The sequence below is a fragment of the Streptomyces lunaelactis genome (assembly GCF_003054555.1).
GTDB classification, from domain to species: Bacteria; Actinomycetota; Actinomycetes; order Streptomycetales; family Streptomycetaceae; genus Streptomyces; species Streptomyces lunaelactis.
In genome coordinates this window covers 3,475,125-3,493,614 of record NZ_CP026304.1, presented here as the reverse complement: position 1 = coordinate 3,493,614, position 18,490 = coordinate 3,475,125, and the positions used below count along the sequence as shown (strand labels likewise).

Annotated in this window: 18 protein-coding genes; 13 read left to right on the top strand and 5 right to left on the bottom strand. The window is 70.3% G+C overall.

Going from position 1 to position 18,490, the window contains the following annotated elements; all coding sequences use genetic code 11:
* Nucleotides 1–135: 135 nt before the first annotated feature.
* Entirely contained in the window at nucleotides 136–1,038 is a 903-nt protein-coding gene (locus SLUN_RS15710) for an RNA polymerase sigma factor SigF (RefSeq protein WP_108149084.1), read from the bottom strand.
* A 317-nt stretch (nucleotides 1,039–1,355) separates the two neighbouring features.
* On the opposite strand from SLUN_RS15710, the gene SLUN_RS15705 reads away from it, so the two are divergent.
* From SLUN_RS15705 to SLUN_RS15680, 6 genes are all read left to right on the top strand, one after another.
* On the top strand, nucleotides 1,356–1,724 hold the full coding sequence (locus tag SLUN_RS15705; protein ID WP_108149083.1) for an STAS domain-containing protein: 369 nt from the start codon (nucleotides 1,356–1,358) through the stop codon (nucleotides 1,722–1,724).
* A 159-nt stretch (nucleotides 1,725–1,883) separates the two neighbouring features.
* Nucleotides 1,884–2,378, top strand: a complete 495-nt coding sequence (locus SLUN_RS15700; protein ID WP_108149082.1) for an ATP-binding protein — start codon at nucleotides 1,884–1,886, stop codon at nucleotides 2,376–2,378.
* 174 nt (nucleotides 2,379–2,552) lie between these two features.
* Nucleotides 2,553–3,236, top strand: coding sequence for a peptidase (locus SLUN_RS15695; RefSeq protein ID WP_108149081.1), 684 nt, complete (start codon nucleotides 2,553–2,555; stop codon nucleotides 3,234–3,236).
* A gap of 3 nt (nucleotides 3,237–3,239) precedes the next feature.
* Nucleotides 3,240–4,190 (top strand): COG1470 family protein, encoded by a 951-nt coding sequence (locus SLUN_RS15690; protein ID WP_159100259.1) that lies wholly within the window; start codon nucleotides 3,240–3,242, stop codon nucleotides 4,188–4,190.
* A gap of 2 nt (nucleotides 4,191–4,192) precedes the next feature.
* Entirely contained in the window at nucleotides 4,193–5,287 is a 1,095-nt protein-coding gene (locus SLUN_RS15685; RefSeq protein WP_257153734.1) for a hypothetical protein, read from the top strand.
* A 14-nt stretch (nucleotides 5,288–5,301) separates the two neighbouring features.
* On the top strand, nucleotides 5,302–6,651 hold the full coding sequence (locus SLUN_RS15680) for a hypothetical protein (protein ID WP_108149079.1): 1,350 nt from the start codon (nucleotides 5,302–5,304) through the stop codon (nucleotides 6,649–6,651).
* Between the two features lie 75 nt (nucleotides 6,652–6,726).
* On the opposite strand, the gene SLUN_RS15675 is transcribed toward SLUN_RS15680, so the two are convergent.
* Nucleotides 6,727–8,232: a peptide MFS transporter gene (locus SLUN_RS15675; protein ID WP_108149078.1), complete on the bottom strand. Its 1,506-nt coding sequence runs from the start codon at nucleotides 8,230–8,232 to the stop codon at nucleotides 6,727–6,729.
* A 384-nt stretch (nucleotides 8,233–8,616) separates the two neighbouring features.
* Here SLUN_RS15675 and SLUN_RS15670 point away from each other — a divergent pair, with 384 nt between their 5' ends.
* Both SLUN_RS15670 and SLUN_RS15665 read left to right on the top strand, forming a co-directional pair.
* Complete coding sequence (locus SLUN_RS15670; RefSeq protein WP_108149077.1) at nucleotides 8,617–9,294, top strand: response regulator transcription factor; 678 nt, start codon at nucleotides 8,617–8,619, stop codon at nucleotides 9,292–9,294.
* Nucleotides 9,295–9,593: 299 nt separating this feature from the next.
* Nucleotides 9,594–10,862: a sensor histidine kinase gene (locus SLUN_RS15665; RefSeq protein WP_108149076.1), complete on the top strand. Its 1,269-nt coding sequence runs from the start codon at nucleotides 9,594–9,596 to the stop codon at nucleotides 10,860–10,862.
* A 50-nt stretch (nucleotides 10,863–10,912) separates the two neighbouring features.
* Here the strand turns inward: SLUN_RS15665 and SLUN_RS15660 are convergent, their stop codons facing one another.
* A complete protein-coding gene (locus SLUN_RS15660; RefSeq protein ID WP_108149075.1) occupies nucleotides 10,913–11,425 on the bottom strand; it encodes a GtrA family protein in 513 nt (170 codons plus the stop codon).
* A gap of 192 nt (nucleotides 11,426–11,617) precedes the next feature.
* Between SLUN_RS15660 and SLUN_RS15655 the strand changes: the two genes are divergently transcribed.
* The 4 genes from SLUN_RS15655 to SLUN_RS15640 all read left to right on the top strand — a co-directional run bounded on the left by SLUN_RS15655 (nucleotide 11,618) and on the right by SLUN_RS15640 (nucleotide 15,787).
* The gene (locus SLUN_RS15655) at nucleotides 11,618–12,736 is read left to right on the top strand and encodes a 5-(carboxyamino)imidazole ribonucleotide synthase (protein WP_217502688.1); all 1,119 of its coding nucleotides are present in this window, start codon (nucleotides 11,618–11,620) and stop codon (nucleotides 12,734–12,736) included.
* Nucleotides 12,733–13,269, top strand: a complete 537-nt coding sequence (purE, locus tag SLUN_RS15650) for a 5-(carboxyamino)imidazole ribonucleotide mutase (RefSeq protein WP_108149073.1) — start codon at nucleotides 12,733–12,735, stop codon at nucleotides 13,267–13,269. Before SLUN_RS15655 ends, purE begins: the two co-directional genes overlap by 4 nt.
* Nucleotides 13,270–13,275: 6 nt before the next feature.
* Nucleotides 13,276–14,484, top strand: coding sequence for a dipeptidase (locus SLUN_RS15645; RefSeq protein WP_108149072.1), 1,209 nt, complete (start codon nucleotides 13,276–13,278; stop codon nucleotides 14,482–14,484).
* 187 nt (nucleotides 14,485–14,671) lie between these two features.
* The gene (locus tag SLUN_RS15640) at nucleotides 14,672–15,787 is read left to right on the top strand and encodes a dipeptidase (RefSeq protein WP_108149071.1); all 1,116 of its coding nucleotides are present in this window, start codon (nucleotides 14,672–14,674) and stop codon (nucleotides 15,785–15,787) included.
* Nucleotides 15,788–15,970: 183 nt separating this feature from the next.
* Here the strand turns inward: SLUN_RS15640 and SLUN_RS15635 are convergent, their stop codons facing one another.
* A complete protein-coding gene (locus tag SLUN_RS15635; RefSeq protein WP_108149070.1) occupies nucleotides 15,971–16,333 on the bottom strand; it encodes a VOC family protein in 363 nt (120 codons plus the stop codon).
* An 88-nt stretch (nucleotides 16,334–16,421) separates the two neighbouring features.
* On the opposite strand from SLUN_RS15635, the gene SLUN_RS15630 reads away from it, so the two are divergent.
* Nucleotides 16,422–16,991 carry a CGNR zinc finger domain-containing protein gene (locus tag SLUN_RS15630; protein ID WP_108149069.1) on the top strand — a complete coding sequence of 190 codons (570 nt, stop codon included), beginning with the start codon at nucleotides 16,422–16,424 and terminating at the stop codon, nucleotides 16,989–16,991.
* A 20-nt stretch (nucleotides 16,992–17,011) separates the two neighbouring features.
* On the opposite strand, the gene SLUN_RS15625 is transcribed toward SLUN_RS15630, so the two are convergent.
* Nucleotides 17,012–18,355: a UDP-glucose dehydrogenase family protein gene (locus tag SLUN_RS15625; RefSeq protein WP_108149068.1), complete on the bottom strand. Its 1,344-nt coding sequence runs from the start codon at nucleotides 18,353–18,355 to the stop codon at nucleotides 17,012–17,014.
* Nucleotides 18,356–18,490: the final 135 nt, after the last annotated feature.

Here is an 18,490-nt window from a genome sequence, read left to right as displayed (position 1 = left end):
ATGTTCGTCCCCCCACTTACCCCAGGCTCAATGTGGACCAATCCGGACTGCCCCGTCAATAACGGGGAAGGGCCCATTCCTTGGCGGAATGGGCCCTTTCAACGGCCTGTGCGGCGCGTCCCGGTCACGTCCCGGCTACTCCTCGAGCGTCAGGCCCTTCCTGAGCCCGACCAGCGTGCGGGACAGCAGCCGGGAGACATGCATCTGCGATATCCCGAGCTCCTCGCCGATCTCCGACTGCGTCATGTTGGCGACGAATCGCAGGGAGAGGATTTTACGGTCCCGTGGCAGAAGGCTTGCGATCAGCGGCTTCAGCGACTCGACGTACTCGATGCCCTCGAGTCCGTGGTCCTCGTAGCCGATACGGTCCGCGAGCGCGCCCTCGGTCTCGTCCTCCTCGGGCTGGGCGTCCAGCGAGCTCGCGGTGTACGCGTTGCTCGCGGCCATGCCCTCGACGACCTCGTCCTTGCTGAGGTCGAGGCGGTCGGCCAGCTCACCGACGGTGGGTGCGCGGTCGAGCTGCTGGGCGAGTTCGTCGCCGGCCTTCGCGAGGTCGAGCCGCAGTTCCTGGAGGCGGCGCGGTACCCGCACCGACCAGCTCGTGTCGCGGAAGAACCGCTTGATCTCGCCGACGATGGTCGGCATCGCGAAGGTCGGGAACTCCACGCCGCGGCTGAGTTCGAACCGGTCGATCGCCTTGATGAGGCCGATCGTGCCGACCTGGATGATGTCCTCCATCGGTTCGCTGCGGGAGCGGAACCGGGAGGCGGCGAACTTGACCAGCGCCAGGTTGAGTTCGACGAGCGTGTTGCGGACGTACGCGTGCTCGTGCGTGCCTTCCTCGAGCGATTCGAGGCGCCCGAAGAGTGTCTTCGACAGGGCTCGCGCGTCCAGCGGCCCCACCTCACTGAAGGGTGGGATGTCCGGGAGGCCTTCCAGCCCTTCGAGGGCTTCCAGGTTCTCGGACGGTTCGGGAGCACGGATGGACAGTGCCGACGGCGCGGTGGGGGTACGCGAATCGTCGAGCCGGGGTGACATGGAATCCTCCATCGTTCTCGGCATATGGCCGCCGATGCCAATACATGCTGCTGCGGTGAGCGGCGCCTCCAAGCCGGCCGTGTTGGTTGTGTCCTTACTAGGCCTACCCGTTCCGCACGGGCAGTTGCAAGTGTCATATGTCTGATATGCCGGTTTTGATGGGGAGTTCGGCTACCGGTAGACGTACGGAAGGCGTAATGTTCGGCGGACGTCCACGCTGTCTGTCGACGGCATGTGGCGCGAGGTACGAAACTACGGACGACACGGCGACGACGCGGCGAACATCGCAGCGCACGACACGGCGAAGAGGGACGGGCATGGACCGCGCGACGGTCGGCAGCGCGAACCGGGGCCGGCTTCAGGTCGAGGTTCGGACCGAGGGCTCCAGCGAGATTGTGAAACCGGCGGGTGAGTTGGATCACCACACCGCCGAATTGCTGCGCGCGCCCCTGGGTGAGGCACTGGAGCAGGGCCGGGTACGGCTTGTCATCGACTGTTCACAGCTCGAGTTCTGTGACTCCACCGGACTCAATGTGCTGCTCGGTGCCCGGCTGAAGGCCGAGGCGGCCGGGGGAGGGGTCCATTTGGCCGGGATGCTGCCCGTCGTGGCCAGGGTCTTCGAGATCACGGGAGCGGAAGCGGTCTTCACCGTGCACGACTCCGTCGAAGCGGCGCTCTCCGACTGACAGTCCCACCCCCTGTTGTCCGCATCACGCGCACCGCGTGGGCGTCGTGGGTGTTGTCACGATTCGGCAGGGCAGGAGAACCCCCGCAGAACGTTGACAGCCCAGCACTCTGTGTATTGATGTCATGGCATATTGGTGAATCGGTGAGGTGAAGCGCTGATGAGCACCACCCGGCAGCAACCGCCGGGCGACCTCGGCCCCGAGCCGGACGGCGCCGGCCCCGACGCTGCCCCCGGGGTACCCGGCGGTGCGGTGCGCAGCCTTGCCCTGCGGAGCGCCAGCGGCATCGTTCCGCTCGCCCGCGACTTCACCCGCCAGGCGCTGTACGACTGGGGCTGGCTGCCCGCCGCCACCGCGGACCGGCGGGCGGCGGCCGAGGACGTGCTGCTGGTCGTCTCCGAACTGGTCACCAACGCGTGTCTGCACGCCGAGGGCCCGGAAGAGCTGAGAGTGGGCTGCGACGGGAAAATGCTGCGCCTGGAGGTCTCGGACCGGGGCACCGGCCAGCCCGCCCCGCGCACCCCGCACCGCGCCGGGCGGCCCGGCGGACACGGGATGTTCATCGTCCAGCGGCTCTGCCTGGACTGGGGAGTTGTACGAGTCCCCGGCGCGCCGGGCAAGACGGTCTGGGCGGAGCTCGCCGCACCGTTCTAGCCCATCCCGTAGCGGTCGATGGCAGGTTTTGAATCTCTTGTAGAGCATGTCAATACGGCGTGCTCTTTGTCTTCCCTCCCCAAGGTCCCAGGCGTACCTTGAGCGCCCGATCTGATGTGTCGTCAGTAACTTCGGCGACACCCGGCGGTAACTTCCGGCATGAGGGGAAACAAGGTGTCGTACCAGAAGCGGACAGCTCTCGCGCTGGCAGCAGCGGTGGCGGGCTCGGTGGTGCTGATGGCCGCCCCTGCCGCGCATGCCAGTGTCGTGGACGTCGACTACCAGTGTCAGACGCCGATCGGGCCCAAGGGCGCGGTCTCGCCGATCGACATCAAGGCGGTCAAGAGTGGCAGCAACTACCAGCTGACCATGTCCTTCCAGAAGGGAGTCTCCTCCAGCCCGGTGGAGCTCGGCAAGGGCGCGATGAAGCCGAGCGCGCTGATCAAACTGGGCGGCGTGGGCGAGGGCACGGTCGCGGTCTCCGGGCCGGCGAACGCGGAGGCGGTCCCGGCCAACACCCCCATCAAGATCAATGACTTGACGGGGACGTACACCCCCAAGAAGAGCGGGAAGGTCACCTTCACCGCCGGGGTGCTGACGATCAAGGCGCTCGGTACGACGACGACGTGCACGCCCAAGAACAACCCCGGGCCCTCGCTGGAACTGGACGTCACGGCGGCGGGCGGCGGCGGTTCCGACGGCGGTAACTCGCAGCCCACCCCCTCCGGCGGCGAACTCCCCAGGACGGGCCCCCTCGACTCGGCCCTCGCGCTCGGCACGCTCGGCGGGACGGTCCTGCTGGCCGGTGCGGCGGGAGTCCTGTGGCTGACCCGGCGCGGGCAGCGGGCAGCGAGCTGACCTGTGCGATCTGTGCTGCCGCGGCTCGGCCCCGTCCGGGGGCTGACCGCCACCGTCGCCGCCTTCGCCGCGCTGCTCCTTCCTCCTGCCGCGCGGGCGGCGGACGATCCGGCGTGGACGGCGGAGCCGGTGGCCGGCGGCGGCAGACCGTACATCTATATGGAGGGCGTGCCCGGCACGGTCCTGGAGGACAAGCTGTCCGTCACGAACCGGGGCGCTCGGCCGCTCACGGTCCAGCTCCGCGCGGCCGACGCGTACAACACCGAGGGCGGCGCACTCGCGGTGCGCGGCGCTCGCGGGTCCAAGGCGACGGGCACCTGGATCACGCTCGCCACGGCCCGTGTGACGGTCCCGCCCCGCACCCGTGCGGAGGTCCCCTTCTCGGTCACGCTCCCGGCGGGCGCGCCCCCCGGCGACCACCCGGCGGCAGTCATGGCGGCGTCCGGCGGCCGGGAGGCGGGCGTACGGATCCATCTGCGGGTGAGCGGCCCGACGCTGGCGGCGCTCACGGTCGAGGACGTATCGGTCTCGGGCGGGTCCATCCACTACGCCCTGGTGAACCGGGGCAACACGGCCCTGACCCCACGGGTCTCGTTCCGCGCGGACGGCCTCCTCGGCGAGGCACTGCGCCGCGCACCCCGGACGCCGGCCGTGGAGCTGCTCCCCGGCCGGCGCGTGTCGCTGGCGGAGAAGTGGGCGAACCCGCCACTGCTGGACGCGGTGAACGTCCATGTCCGGGCCACGGCCCAGGGCGCCGCGCCGAGCGAGGCCACGACATCGACGACGTTCGTGCCGTGGCCGACGGTGGTGGCTGTGGCTGCGGCGATGGTGGCGGTGGCCGCCACGGCAACGTGGCTCCTCCGTCGCCGCCGCCACTCCCCGAACCACTCCGAGCCCCCCGACACCCCCGAAGAGCCCGACAGGGACCGGCACTTGGCGAGGTCAGGAGCATGACGATGCACCGTGCTAGGCCCCCTGAACAGCCACGACGGGAAGCTGCCGTTTCGCGGAGTGGGCGAGACTCCACCGCCCGCACCCACACGGCCCTCACCCTCCTCGCTCTCCTGCTCCTCCTCCTGGCAGCCGCACCCCCCGCCTCCGCCGCCGACACCAAACCCGGGGTCAAGCTCTCCCGGCCACAGGCCGGCAAGGGCGGCGACATCACCGTCAGCGGATCCGGATGGCGGCCCGACACCCTCCTCATGATGCTCATCTGCGGGCAGGCCGCACCTGACAGAGGCGTGATCGGCGGCACCAACTCCTGCGCCAACGCCGACGGCCGCGCCGTCACCACCGACGCCAAAGGCTCCTTCAGCAAGAAGATGCCGGTCGCCGAGCCTCCCAAGCCCTGCCCCTGCGTCGTGCACGTGGCCACCGTCACCGGAGAAGCCGCCGCCGTGGACGCCCCGTTCACCGTCGCCGGACACCCCACCGCCCCCCTCCCGCAGCCGGCCGCCGGCGGCAAGCTCGCCGTGCTCGCCGCCACCCGGCTCGAAGGGGACTCCGGCATCCTCGTCTTCTTCGGCGCCCCGCCCTCCCGCCGGCTCGAGTTCACCGTCGGCAACCTCGGCTCCGCGCCCGTGAAGGACCCCGTCTTCCACGTCGGCACCTCGCACGGCGTCTTCGCCCCGCAGTGGGAGGAGCAGCAGTGGCGCGGCACCATCGCGCCCGGCCAGAAGATGCAGGTCAAGCTGCCCGTCCAGCTCTCCGCCGGCGCGCACGGCGACTACCGGGTGTCCGTGAAGTACGGCACCAAGGTGCTCGTCGAGCAGCCGTGGGGCGTCGGACGGCCCTGGGGCGTCACCCTCTTCTGGCTCCTGCTGGCCGTCGTCGTACCCGCCGCCGTCTTCCGTATCGGCATGGCGGTCGTCGACCGCGTCCGGCCCCAGGGCAACGGCCGCCATCGCACGGCCCGGCTGCCCCGGCTCCGCCGCGGCGCCCAGCCGTCCGCCGTGCCGAGGGGCACCACGACCACCACGGCGGCTCTGCCGTGGTTCACACCTGACTCCGCACCGTCAGAGAACCGGTCCACGACGAAGGGACATTCGTGAGCACGCAACGGAGGATGAGCGCGGCCGGCATCGCGCTGATGCTCGGCGGCGCGGGGATTCTGCTGGCCGCAAGCCCCGCCCAGGCAGCCGAGGTCTCGTACAAGACGGAGTGCATACCCCCGCCCATCTCCGGCCTGCCACCCGTGCAGGGCACCACCAAGGTGCAGATCACCGCGCCCGCCGAGGCGAAGGTCGGTGACGAGGTCGAGGTGGTGTGGAAGTTCGTCGAGGCGGCCTCGAAGAACCCCGACGTCCTCGACCTGGAGAAGGACACGGTCAAGCCCACCGGCACGCTCAAGGCGGCCGGCGCGCAGACCGCGAACATCGCCATGGACGGGCCGCGGACGAACCCGCCGATCCCCAAGAACAGCCCGATGGTGCTGTCCGACATGAAGGGCAGGATCAAGCTGACCACGGCGGGCGAGATCACGCTGACGCCGGACGCGTACAACATCAACGTCTCCAAGCCGATCTCGACGGACACCAAGTGCACGCCGAAGGAGACGGTCAAGGCCGCGGCGACGATCAAGGTGACGGAGGGCGGAGGCGGCACGACGGGCGGTACGACGACGAGCGGCGGGACCACCAGCGGCGGTACCACCACGTCCGGCGGGACCACGTCCGGAGGCACCACCACGGGCGGGACCACTACTGGCGGCACCACCACCGGCGGCACGACCTCCGGAGGAACGACCGGCGGCGGCGACGGCCAGACCGACTTCCCCGGAAAGGAAGTCACCGTCACCTTCGAGTGCAAGTCGCCGGGACCGGCGAGCATCAACTCCAAGGTGACGATCAACGCCAAGAAGAACGGCGGCAGTTACGACCTCGTGGTCAAGACCGCCAAGGGCGTCATGAACAGCCCGGCCGCACTCCCTGCGGGCGCCCTCAAGCCGTCCATGGCGGTCCTTCTCGGCGGCGCCGACAAGGGCACCGTCCCCGTCACGGGTCCCGCCAACGCCGAACCGCTGGAGCAGGGCAAGCCGGTGGACCTGTCCGACATGACCGGTACGTACAAGCCGGGCGCCGGCGGCAAGTCCACGCTCAGCCCCGGCACTCTGACGATCGACGTCACCCTGGGCGGCCAGAAGATCGGCATCCCGTGCACGGTCAAGGGCACGGCGACGGCATCCCTCGAGCTCGACACCTCGGCCCAGCCGGGCGGGGCTTCGGGCGGTGACAGCAGCGGCGGCGGTGCCGCCGGAGGCAGCGGCGGTACGAGCACGAGCGGCGGCCTCGCCCAGACCGGCGCCGAGGACAACGGCGCTCTGCGCGCCCTGGCGCTGGTCGCAGGCACGGTGATCCTGCTGGGTGGCGCGGTGTTCACGTTCACCCCGTGGCGCCGCCTGCGCGGCACGCGCTGACGTACGACAGAGGGTCGGTACGAAGAGCTCTTCGTACCGACCCTCTGTCCTGCGTCGCCTGCCGACGCGGGGGAGTTACTTCACATTGCCCATGAGCGTGCGGATCTTCTTGCCCGCCGTCATGAAGGCCAAGCCCGCGGCCACGGCGACGATCGCCCACAGCGTGTAGTAGAGGGCGTCGCCCAGCGGCGCGTTGAGCTTGGTGGTCCAGCCGTTCAGGGCGTTGCCCGTCGCGCTGGCGAGGAACCACAGACCCATGATCTGGCCGACGAAGAGCTTCGGGGCCAGCTTGGTCGACAGCGACAGGCCGACCGGCGACAGGCACATCTCGCCGAGGGTCTGCACCAGGTAGACGCTCAGCAGCCAGAAGACGGTGACCTTGCCGGTCTCGCTGTTCGCGGCCGCGGCGCCCGCCAGACCCATGATGCCGAAGGAGCCACCGATGAGGAGCATCGCCAGGGCGAACTTCATCGGGGTGCTGGGCTCGCGGTTGCGCGTGGCCAGCTTGACCCACAGGGCGGCGAAGACCGGAGCCAGGATGATGACCATCATCGGGTTGACCGACTGGTACCAGGAGGCCGGGAACTCCCAGCCGCCGATCATGCGGTCCGTCTTGTTGTCCGCGAAGATCGTCAGCAGCGAGCCGGACTGGTCGTAGATCATCCAGAACAGCACGGCGGTCACGAAGAACCACACGTACGCCTGGATCTTCGGCCGGTCCTCGCTCGTGAGCGCCGGGTTCCGGAAGATCGCGACGAAGTACAGGATCGGCACGACGATGCCGAGGATGGCCAGGACGTTCACGACGTGCTCGATGTCGTACGTGCCCACGACGAGGTCGACGGCCAGCGCGGCGGCAGCGATGCCGGCCCACAGGGCGACCTTGCGCAGGACCGAGCGCTTCTCCTCCGGCGTGGCCGGCTTGGCCGGCTCCTTGCCGATGTCACCGAGGTGACGGCCGCCCAGGACGTACTGGACGACGGCAAGGGCCATACCGACACCGGCAACGGCGAAGCCGAGGTGCCAGTTGACGTTCTCGCCGAGGTAGCCGACGACCAGCGGGGCGGCCATACCGCCGATGTTGATCGCCATGTAGAAGAGGGTGAAACCGGCGTCGCGACGAGCGCTGGACTGGCCCTCGTAGAGGCCGCCGACCATCGCCGAGATGTTCGGCTTCAGCAGACCGGTGCCGACCGCGATCAGCGCGAGACCGCAGAAGAAGGCGATGTCGGACGGGATCGCGAGGGTGAAGTGGCCGAGCGCGATGACGATGCCGCCGACGAGCACGGCCTTGCGCGCGCCCCAGAGGCGGTCCGCGACCCAGCCGCCGGGCATGGCGGCCATGTAGACGACGGCGTTGTAGACACCGTAGACCGAAGCGGCGAGTGCCTCGCGGCCCTCGAGCGGGCCGTCGAGTACGGCAGCCACCAAGTAAAGCGTGAGAATGCCGCGCATTCCGTACCAGGAGAAGCGCTCCCACATCTCCGTCATGAAGAGGGTGGCCATACCGCGGGGGTGGCCGAAGAAGGTCTTCTCGCCAGAAGGGGTCCCGGCGGTGTCCTTCGTCAGGCTGGACGCCATGGTCGATCCTTGCTTGCTCGGGACGCGGCGCCTCGTGAGCGGTACGCGCCCGGTGGGGGGTGGCCGGCACCGGCTGTCGCGCTCGGGGCCCGGCCCACAGGTCATTCACTGTCTTCGAGGCTGGCAGGCCAACCCCGCGCAGAAAGAAGACCCTTGGCTCGTGTCGCAGCCAAAGGTCCCCGTGTAGTGCTACAGGCGTCTCGACACCATACGACACGACACGGCATGACACAGTGGCATATGGGGGGACTTGAGAGATGGATCACAGGCGATCATGGAACCGCGTGCCCTGAATCGAAGGTCGTACTCATGATCGCATCCCAGACCCGCAGGCCTTGACGATCTCGCCCCAAGCGGCGAGTCACGCGGACTACCATCACCCACATGACCCGTGTACTGCTCGCCGAGGACGACGCTTCCATCTCGGAGCCGCTGGCCCGCGCCCTGCGCCGGGAGGGTTACGAGGTCGAGGTGCGCGAGGACGGCCCGACCGCGCTCGACGCCGGACTGGCCGGTGGCATCGACCTCGTCGTGCTCGACCTGGGGCTGCCCGGCATGGACGGCCTGGAGGTCGCCCGCCGGCTCCGTGCGGAGGGCCACACCGTGCCGATCCTGGTGCTGACCGCCCGCGCGGACGAGGTGGACACGGTGGTGGGCCTGGACGCCGGGGCCGACGACTACGTCACCAAGCCGTTCCGTCTGGCCGAACTGCTGGCCCGCGTACGGGCGCTGCTGCGGCGCGGCGCGACCGAGCCGGTGCCGGCGCCCGCGACACACGGCGTACGGATCGACGTCGAGTCGCACCGGGCGTGGATGGGCGAGGAGGAGCTCCAGCTCACGGCGAAGGAGTTCGACCTGCTGCGGGTGCTGGTCCGGGACGCGGGCCGGGTGGTCACGCGCGACCAGCTGATGCGCGAGGTCTGGGACACGACGTGGTGGTCGTCGACGAAGACGCTGGACATGCACATCTCGTGGCTGCGGAAGAAGCTGGGCGACGACGCGGCGAACCCGCGGTACATCGCGACGGTACGGGGAGTGGGCTTCCGCTTCGAGAAGAGCTAGGCCCTACGGGTCGCGGCAAGACCGGCGCGGGGCGCGGCGCGAAGCTGCCGCGAGGTAGGGGTATGGGGTCGCCGGCGCCGCGAAGCCCGGCGCATGGGGGTGTGGGGGCGTCAGCCCCCACGTACCTCCTCCCCCGCCAGGGGGTCTGGGGGCATCCCCCAGTTTCGGGAAGGGGCGGGGTAGGGGAACAACCCCGGCGCCCGCACCCCCGCCGGAGGCGACCCGCGACCCACAGGACACCCCGCCGCTTACGCTCTAGTACGGGCATCCCCCACCCCGCACCCCGCCCGGAGGGCACATTGCGTCGACGTCTCATCAACTCCACGCTCGCCGTCGTGCTCGTCGTCATCGCCGTCTTCGGGGTCTCCCTCGTCCTCGTCGAGACCCGCACCATCAGCAGCAGCGCCCAGGAGAGCGTGGACTCCGAGGCCGTCCGTCTCGTCAGCATCGTCGACAGCCGGCTCATCGGCGGCGAGCCCGTCAACCCCGGCATCCTCTCCGAGCAGAGCGGCGCCAAGCGGTACGCCCTCATCGAGATCCCCGGCCGCCCCTCCATCGAGATCGGCAAGCGCCCCACCGGCAGCGTCATCCGCGGTGTCGCGTACGGCGAGCGCGACGAGACGGTCACCGTCGAGGAGTCCCGCTCCTCCGTCACCCGCGAGGTCGGCCGGACCCTGCTGATCATCGGCGGGGGCGCGCTGCTCGCGGTCATCGCCGCCGTCCTGCTCGCCGTCCGCCAGGCCAACCGCCTCGCCTCGCCCCTCACCGACCTCGCCGAGACCGCCGAGCGCCTGGGCTCCGGCGACCCCCGCCCCCGTCACAAGCGCTACGGCGTCCCCGAGCTCGACCGCGTCGCCGACGTCCTCGACGCCAGTGCCGAGCGCATCGCCAGGATGCTCACCGCCGAGCGCCGGCTCGCCGCGGACGCCTCGCACCAGCTCCGTACGCCGCTGACCGCGCTCTCCATGCGGCTGGAGGAGATCACCGTCACCGACGACCCCGAGACGGTGAAGGAGGAGGCGAGCATCGCGCTCGCCCAGGTGGAGCGGCTCACCGACGTCGTGGAGCGGCTGCTCACCAACTCGCGCGATCCGCGTATCGGTTCCGCCGTCGTCTTCGATCTGGACGAGATCGTCAAGCAGCAGCTGGAGGAGTGGCGGCCGGCCTACCGCAGCGCCGGCCGGGCCATCGTCTGCTCAGGACGGCACGGCATGGGCGCCGTCGGCACCCCGGGCGCGGTCGCCCAGGTGCTCGCCGCACTGATCGAGAACTCGCTCATGCACGGCGGCGGCACCGTCGCGGTACGCACCCGGGTCACCGGCAATCAGGCGGTCGTCGAGGTGACCGACGAGGGCCCCGGCGTACCGGCCGACCTCGGCGCGCGGATCTTCGAGCGGACCATCAGTGGCCGCAACTCCACCGGCATCGGACTGGCCGTGGCCCGCGACCTCGCGGAGGCGGACGGCGGCCGGCTCGAGCTGCTCCAGCAGCATCCGCCGGTCTTCGCGCTCTTCCTGAGCCGTGTACAGCGCAGCCGCAAAGGCAACCACGGACCGACGGTCAGGTAAGGGCACAAGGTAAGGGCACAAGGCGGAGGTGGGGCTCAGGGCAGGCGGAGTCAGCTCCGCAGGACCTTGTCCGGCTCCGCCTGTCGCTGCCCCAGGAAGGACTCCGCCGCGTGCACGGCCTCGCGCGCGGGCAGCGCCCGGAACACCCAGGTGCGGTACGACCAGAAGCGGAACAGCGTCGCGATACCGATGCCGAGGAACTTGAAGATGTTGCTCTGCAGCTGGCTGTCCCAGCCGAAGCCGTACGTCGCCGCGTACAGAATGCCGTTCTCGATCACCAGGCCGACCACGCTGAACAGCAGAAAGAGCGTGAGCTCCTTGGTCCGGCGGCTCTTGTCGCGGTCCCGGTAGGTGAAGTACCGGAAGCCCACATAGTTGAACGCGATCGCGACCACCGTGGCCAGGATCGACGCCCGCACCACCGGGATCTCGGTGGTGTGCCGGAGCAGGTTGAACACCACAAGGTTGACGAGCAGGCCCGCGCCCCCCACCGCGCCGAACTTGGCGACTTCACGCAAGAGCTGTTTCAGCTGCCCGCGCAGCACTCCGCCTCGTTCACTCATAGTGAGAGTCCAGCCCCATCAGTTTGGCTTCGTCAACCCAGTCATGCTAACCAGCCAATCGCACACTTGCCTGTGGACGTCCGTAATGGTGTGGCGAGGCTGTGACAAGGGCGACGGCGGCCGGGGCCCGCAGGCGACAGGCGGCCCCGGGGCGGCGGATACCCTAGGAGGGTGACGTTCCCGGTAGTCGGCATGGTCGGCGGCGGTCAGCTCGCCCGTATGACCCACGAGGCGGGCATCCCCCTCGGCATCAGATTCAAGCTCCTCAGTGACACTCCGCAGGACTCCGCGGCCCAGGTGGTCAGCGATGTCGTCATCGGCGACTATCGCGATCTGGACACGCTGCGTGAGTTCGCGCGGGGCTGCGATGTGATCACTTTCGATCATGAGCATGTCCCGATTGAGCACCTCAGGGCCCTGGAGGCGGACGGCATCCCCGTCCGTCCGGGGCCCGACGCCCTGGTGCACGCCCAGGACAAGGGCGTGATGCGCGCCAAGCTCGACGAGCTCGGCGCGCCCTGCCCGCGCCACCGCATCGTCGCGGACCCCGCCGATGTGACGGCCTTCGCCGAAGAGGGCGACGGCTTCCCGGTCATCCTCAAGACCGTGCGCGGCGGCTACGACGGCAAGGGCGTCTGGTTCGTGCGTACCCAGGACGACGCCGAGGCGCCCTTCAAGGCCGGTGTCCCCGTCCTCGCCGAGGAGAAGGTGGACTTCACCCGCGAGCTCGCCGCGAACATCGTCCGCTCCCCGCACGGCCAGGCCGTCGCCTACCCCGTCGTCGAGTCCCAGCAGGTCGACGGCGTCTGCGACACGGTGATCGCGCCCGCGCCGAATCTGTCCGAGGCGCTCTCGGGTCAGGCCCAGGAGCTCGCCCTGCGGATCGCGAAGGAGCTGGGCGTCGTCGGCCATCTCGCGGTCGAGCTGTTCGAGACGACCGACGGCCGCATCCTCGTCAACGAGCTCGCGATGCGCCCGCACAACTCCGGCCACTGGACCCAGGACGGCGCGATCACCTCGCAGTTCGCCAACCACGTCCGGGCCGTCCTCGACCTCCCCCTCGGCGATCCGCGCCCGCGCGCCACCTGGACGGTCATGGCGAACGTCCTCGGCGGCGACTACCCGGACATGTACCAGGCGTATCTGCACTGCATGGCCCGCGACCCTCAGCTCAAGATCCACATGTACGGCAAGGACGTGAAGCCGGGACGCAAGGTCGGCCACGTCAACACCTACGGCGACGACCTGGACGACGTGCTGGAGCGCGCCCGTCACGCAGCCGGCTACCTCAGAGGAACGATCACCGAATGACCTCCCCCGCAGCCGGCCCCCTCGTCGGCATCGTCATGGGCTCGGACTCCGACTGGCCCGTCATGGAGGCCGCCGCGCAGGCACTGGACGAGTTCGAGATCCGCTACGAGGTCGATGTCGTCTCCGCGCACCGGATGCCGCGCGAAATGATCGCGTACGGCGAGCAGGCCGATGCCCGCGGCCTCAAGGTGATCATCGCGGGCGCCGGGGGAGCGGCCCACCTCCCGGGCATGCTCGCCTCCGTCACCCCGCTGCCGGTGATCGGTGTGCCCGTGCCGCTGAAGTACCTCGACGGCATGGACTCCCTCCTGTCCATCGTGCAGATGCCGGCGGGCGTGCCCGTCGCCACGGTCTCGGTGGCCGGCGCCCGTAACGCCGGTCTGCTCGCGGCCCGCATCCTGGCCACGCAGGACGGTGAACTCCTCGCCCGTATGCGGGAGTTCCAGCAGGAGCTGAACGACCAGGCCACCGAGAAGGGCAAGCGGCTGCGTACCAAGGTCGCAGGTGCGGAGTCCTTCGGCTTCGGGAAGTAAGAGGCAATGGACTCAGTCACGGACGCAGCCACGGACCACCTCGCCCGGGCGCGTGAACTGCTCGCCGCCCACCCCGTCGTCGACGGCCACAACGACCTGCCCTGGGCGCTGCGCGAGCACGTCCGCTACGACCTGGACCGCCTCGACATCGCCGGTGACCAGACCGGCCGGCTGCACACCGACATCCCGCGGCTGCGCGCCGGCGGCGTCGGCGCGCAGTTCTGGTCGGTGTACGTACGCAGTGACCTGGCCGGCGACGACGCGGTCAGCGCGACCCTCGAACAGATCGACGGGGTACGCCAGTTGCTGGAGCGCTACCCGGCCGATCTGGCCGCCGCGCTCACCGCCGACGACATGGAGAAGGCGCGCGGCGAGGGCCGCATCGCCTCCCTCATGGGCGCCGAGGGCGGCCACTCCATCAACAACTCCCTGGCCACGCTCCGCGCCCTGTTCACCCTGGGCGTGCGCTATATGACCCTCACCCACAACGACAACGTCGCGTGGGCGGACTCGGCGACCGACGAGGCCGGGGTCGGCGGTCTCTCCGCCTTCGGCCGTGAGGTCGTACGGGAGATGAACCGCATCGGCATGCTGGCCGACCTCTCGCACGTCGCCCCCTCGACGATGCGCGACGCGCTGGCCATATCGGTCGCGCCGGTCGTCTTCTCGCACTCCTCGTCCCGGGCGGTCTGCGACCACGTGCGCAACATCCCCGACGATGTGCTGGCCCTGCTGCCTGCCAACGGGGGCGTCGCGATGGCCACGTTCGTACCGAAATTCATCCTGCCCGCAGCCGTCGACTGGACCCGGGCCGCGGACGAGAACATGCAGGCACACGGCCTGCACCCGCTGGACACGACGCCCGAGGCGATGAAGGTCCACGAGGCCTTCGAGGCGGCCAACCCGCGCCCGATGGCGACCGCTTCGACGGTCGCCGACCATCTCGACCATATGCGCGAGGTCGCCGGCGTCGACCACATCGGCATCGGCGGCGACTTCGACGGCACGGCCTTCACCCCGTCCGGCCTCGAGGACGTGGCGGGCTACCCGAACCTGATCGCGGAGCTGCTGCGCCGCGGCTGGTCCGACGCCGACCTGGCGAAGCTCACCTGGCAGAACGCGGTGCGCGCACTGCGCGCGGCCGAGGACGTCGCCCGCGAGCTCGGGGCGAGCCGCGGCCCGTCCAACGCGACGATCGAGCAGCTCGACGGCTGAGTGCGGCCGCTCGACGGTCGAGTGACGGCCGAGTGCGGCGTGCGGGGGTGCGGAGATTTCGGGGGGACGGGGCTGAGGCGCCGTACCCCCGAACGCACCACCCTGCCGTGAACCCTCGCCGCTCCCGTGCCACGGTGGCCGTACGGCAACCGCCCACGGCAGCCGCCGTCGAAGCTCGGAGCACCAGATGGCAGATCTGCAGGACGACCCCGATGCGGCCACCGTCGCGGTAGGCGACCTCGGCGATCCGGCGGCGCACGACCCGGCACCGCCCATGCCAAGGCCCAGCACGAAGGAGTCGGCAGAGGCGGCCGATTCGGCCGGGCACGCCCCGGGGAGCCTTGAGCGCGCACGGGAACTCCTCGCCGCGCACCCCATAGCCGACGGCTACAGCGGGCTGGCCCGCGTCCTGCGGGACACCCCGTCGTGCGACCTCGAACAGGGCGACCGCCTGCTGGAGACCGACATTCCGCGGCTGCGGGACGGGGGCGTCGGCGCGCAGTTCTGGGCCCTGCACATGCCACCGGAGTGCACGGGTGACGGCGCCCTGAGCGCCACCCTGGAACAGATCGACCTGGTCCGTTCCCAGGTGGCCGCCTGGCCCGAGGGCCTGCGCCTCGCGCTCAGCGCCAACGACATGGCCGACGCGCGCAACTGCGGCCGCGTCGCCACCCTGCTCGGCCCGGTGGCGGGCGCCGCGCTCTGCGACTCGCTCGGCACCCTGCGGGCGTACCACGCACTCGGCGTGCGCAGCGTCACCCTCGCGGGCACCCGCTGGACGGACGGCACCGGACTGACCCGCTTCGGCCACGAGGTCGTCCGCGAGATGAACCGCCTCGGCGTACTCGTCGACCTCTCGGGCTGCTCGCCCGAAACGATGCGCCGTACGCTCACGGTCGCGAGGGCTCCGGTCGTCATCTCGCACCACCCGGGCCAGGTCCCCGACGACGTACTGAGCCTCCTGCGCGCCAACCACGGTGTCTGCATGGTCGTGTGCACGGCCGAGACGATCCGCGAGACGGCGGACCGCCTGGACCACGTCCGCGAGGTGGCGGGCCCGGAATCGGTGGCCCTCAGCGGCGCCTACGACACGGGAACCCCGCACGCCCCGAGCCTGAAGGACGTCTCGTGCTTCCCCCGCCTGATCGCGGAACTCCTGAACCGCGACTGGCCGGACGCGGACATCGAGTCCCTGACCTGGCTGAACGTATCCAGGGTGCTGCGGGACGCGGAATTCCAGGCCAGAGCGACCCGGCCGCGCCGCGCCCCGTCGACGGCCACGCTCACGGCGCTCGACGCCTGAGCGGCCCCGGGGAAGTCCGGGCGGCGTCGCGGGCCGATGGCTGTCGCCTGGCTGCGTTGTCGTCAGTCGCCGACGCTCCGCGTGGACTCCTTCCTCCGCCTTGCCAGACTCGGCCCTCGACCCGCTCCTTCACCCACCCGGACTTCCCCGACACCGCTTAGGCCGGACCGGACCCAGGTTCGTTCAGCAGGCGCAGAGACAGAACGGGTGCCCAGCCGGATCCGCGTACACGCGCCACGACCGCGCCCTGTCGTCCGCGTCCAGCACCGTCGCCCCCAGCGCCAGCACCTGCTTCTCCGCCGCGTCCAGGTCCGTCACCGTCAGGTCTAGGTGGAACTGCTGCGAGTCGTCCGGCGCCGGCCACTTCGGCGGTACGAAGCCGGGCGCAGTCTGGAAGGCCAGCGGGGTACCCGGGGCCTGGGCCAGGCCGACCCAGCCCTCGCCGTCGTCCTCGATGCGGCCGCCCAGCACCTCGGCGTAGAAACGGCCCAGCGCGACGGGATCGGGACAGTCCAGAACGACGGTGCCCAGAGTGGCGATGGCCATGGCTCCTCCTCGGTCGAGAGTTACCGCTACATGGCTGCAAGCGGTAACGGTTACCTCATGCTCCCGTATCGGAGGTAACGTCGCAACCATGAATGACAAGGCGCTCGCACCCGGCGGACTCGCGCTGGTGGAGGCCCTGGTGAACACGCTGGACGTCGAGACCGGCGCCGACACCCTCGACACGGCGGACGGCCGCGCCGCCTTCGGCCTCGCCGAGCCGGATGTGCCCGCCGCCCGCGAACTCCGCGAGGCCCTGCGCGCCGCCTGCCTCGCCCACGCGGGCCACCGCGCGCCGGGCTCCTCGCCCGCGGCCCTCGACCGGCTCCTGGCCGACGCGCCGCTGCTGGTCACCGTCGCCGACGACGGCACGGCGGCGCTCCGCCCCGCGGCCCCGGACAGGCTCGTCTCACGCATCGCCGAGGCGCTCGCGGCCGCGGCGGCGAGCGGGACATGGGCGCGGCTCAAGGCGTGCGAGGCCGAGGACTGCCGGTGGGCGTACTACGACCGCAGCCCGGGCGGCCGGCGCCGCTGGTGCTCGATGTCGGTGTGCGGGGCGCGCGCGAAGATGCGCACGTACCGCGCCCGCGGCCGGGGCGCTGCCCCGTCCGAGCCGGGGCTCCGCCCCGAACCCCGCGCCTCGAACGCCGGCGAGGCTTGAGGCGCCCCGAGCCCCGAGGCTCAGGCCTTCGGGCGGCCCATCGCCCGGTACGTCCAGCCCGCCTCGCGCCACTTGACGCTGTCCAGCGCGTTCCGCCCGTCCAGGACGATCCGGCTCGTCGCGACCTCGCCCAGCGCCGCCACATCCAGCTCGCGGAACTCCCGCCACTCCGTCAGATGCAGCACCACATCCGCGCCGCGCACCGCGTCCAGCGCCGACTCCGCGTAAGCCAGGGTCGGGAAGAGACGCCGCGCGTTCTCCATGCCCTTCGGGTCGTACACCGTGACCTGGCCGCCCTGCAGATGGATCTGCCCGGCGACATTGAGCGCCGGGGAGTCCCGCACGTCGTCCGAGTCCGGCTTGAACGTCGCACCCAGTACGGCCACCCGCTTCCCGAGGAAGGAGTCACCGCCCACCGCGTCCCGCGCCAGCTCCACCATGTGGCCGCGCCGCCGCATGTTGATCGAGTCGACCTCCCGCAGGAAGGTCAGCGCCTGGTCCGCGCCCAGCTCACCGGCACGTGCCATGAACGCGCGGATGTCCTTCGGCAGACAGCCGCCGCCGAAACCGATGCCCGCCCGCAGGAACTTGGACCCGATGCGCTCGTCGTAGCCGATGGCCTCCGCGAGCTTCACCACGTCACCGTCGGCGGCCTCGCATACCTCCGCCATCGCGTTGATGAAGGAGATCTTCGTTGCGAGGAACGAATTCGCCGAGGTCTTCACCAGCTCGGACGTCGGGAAGTCCATCACCACGAACGGCGACCCTTCGCCGACCGGCGTCGCGTACACCTCGCGCAGCAGCTTCTCCGAGCGCTCGCTCTGCACGCCCACCACGATCCGGTCGGGGTGCAGCGTGTCCTGTACGGCGAAGCCCTCGCGCAGGAACTCCGGGTTCCACGCCAGCTCCGCGTCCGCGCCCACCGGAGCCAGCTCCGCCAGGAGCCCCGCAAGCCGGGCCGCGCTGCCGACCGGCACGGTCGACTTGCCGACCACCAGCGCGGGCCGCTTCAGCTGCGGCGCGAGCGAGGCGAAGGCACGGTCGACGTAACTCATGTCACACGCGTACTCCCCGTGCTTCTGCGGGGTGTTCACGCACACGAAGTGAACGTCGCCGAACTCGCCGATCTCCTCCCAGGAGGTCGTGAAGCGCAGCCGGCCGCTCGATCCCTCGATCCCCGCGACATGCTTGGCCAGCAGCTCCTCGAGCCCCGGCTCGTACATGGGGACCTTTCCGGCCGCCAGCATCTCGATCTTCTCGGGGACGACATCGAGGCCAAGGACCTCGAAACCCAGTTCCGCCATGGCCGCGGCGTGCGTGGCGCCGAGATATCCGGTGCCGATCACAGTGATTTTGAGGGCCATGCGGTGCTCCATTGAAGTGCGGGCTCAGGCGGGCTGCCCGAGCATAGCCGGGGCCTTTGCGGGGGACGTTTCCCGCTGTCGCCAAGCTCACGTATGCCGATGGGCGGCCAGCCCTCTAAAATTAGGTTACTTAAC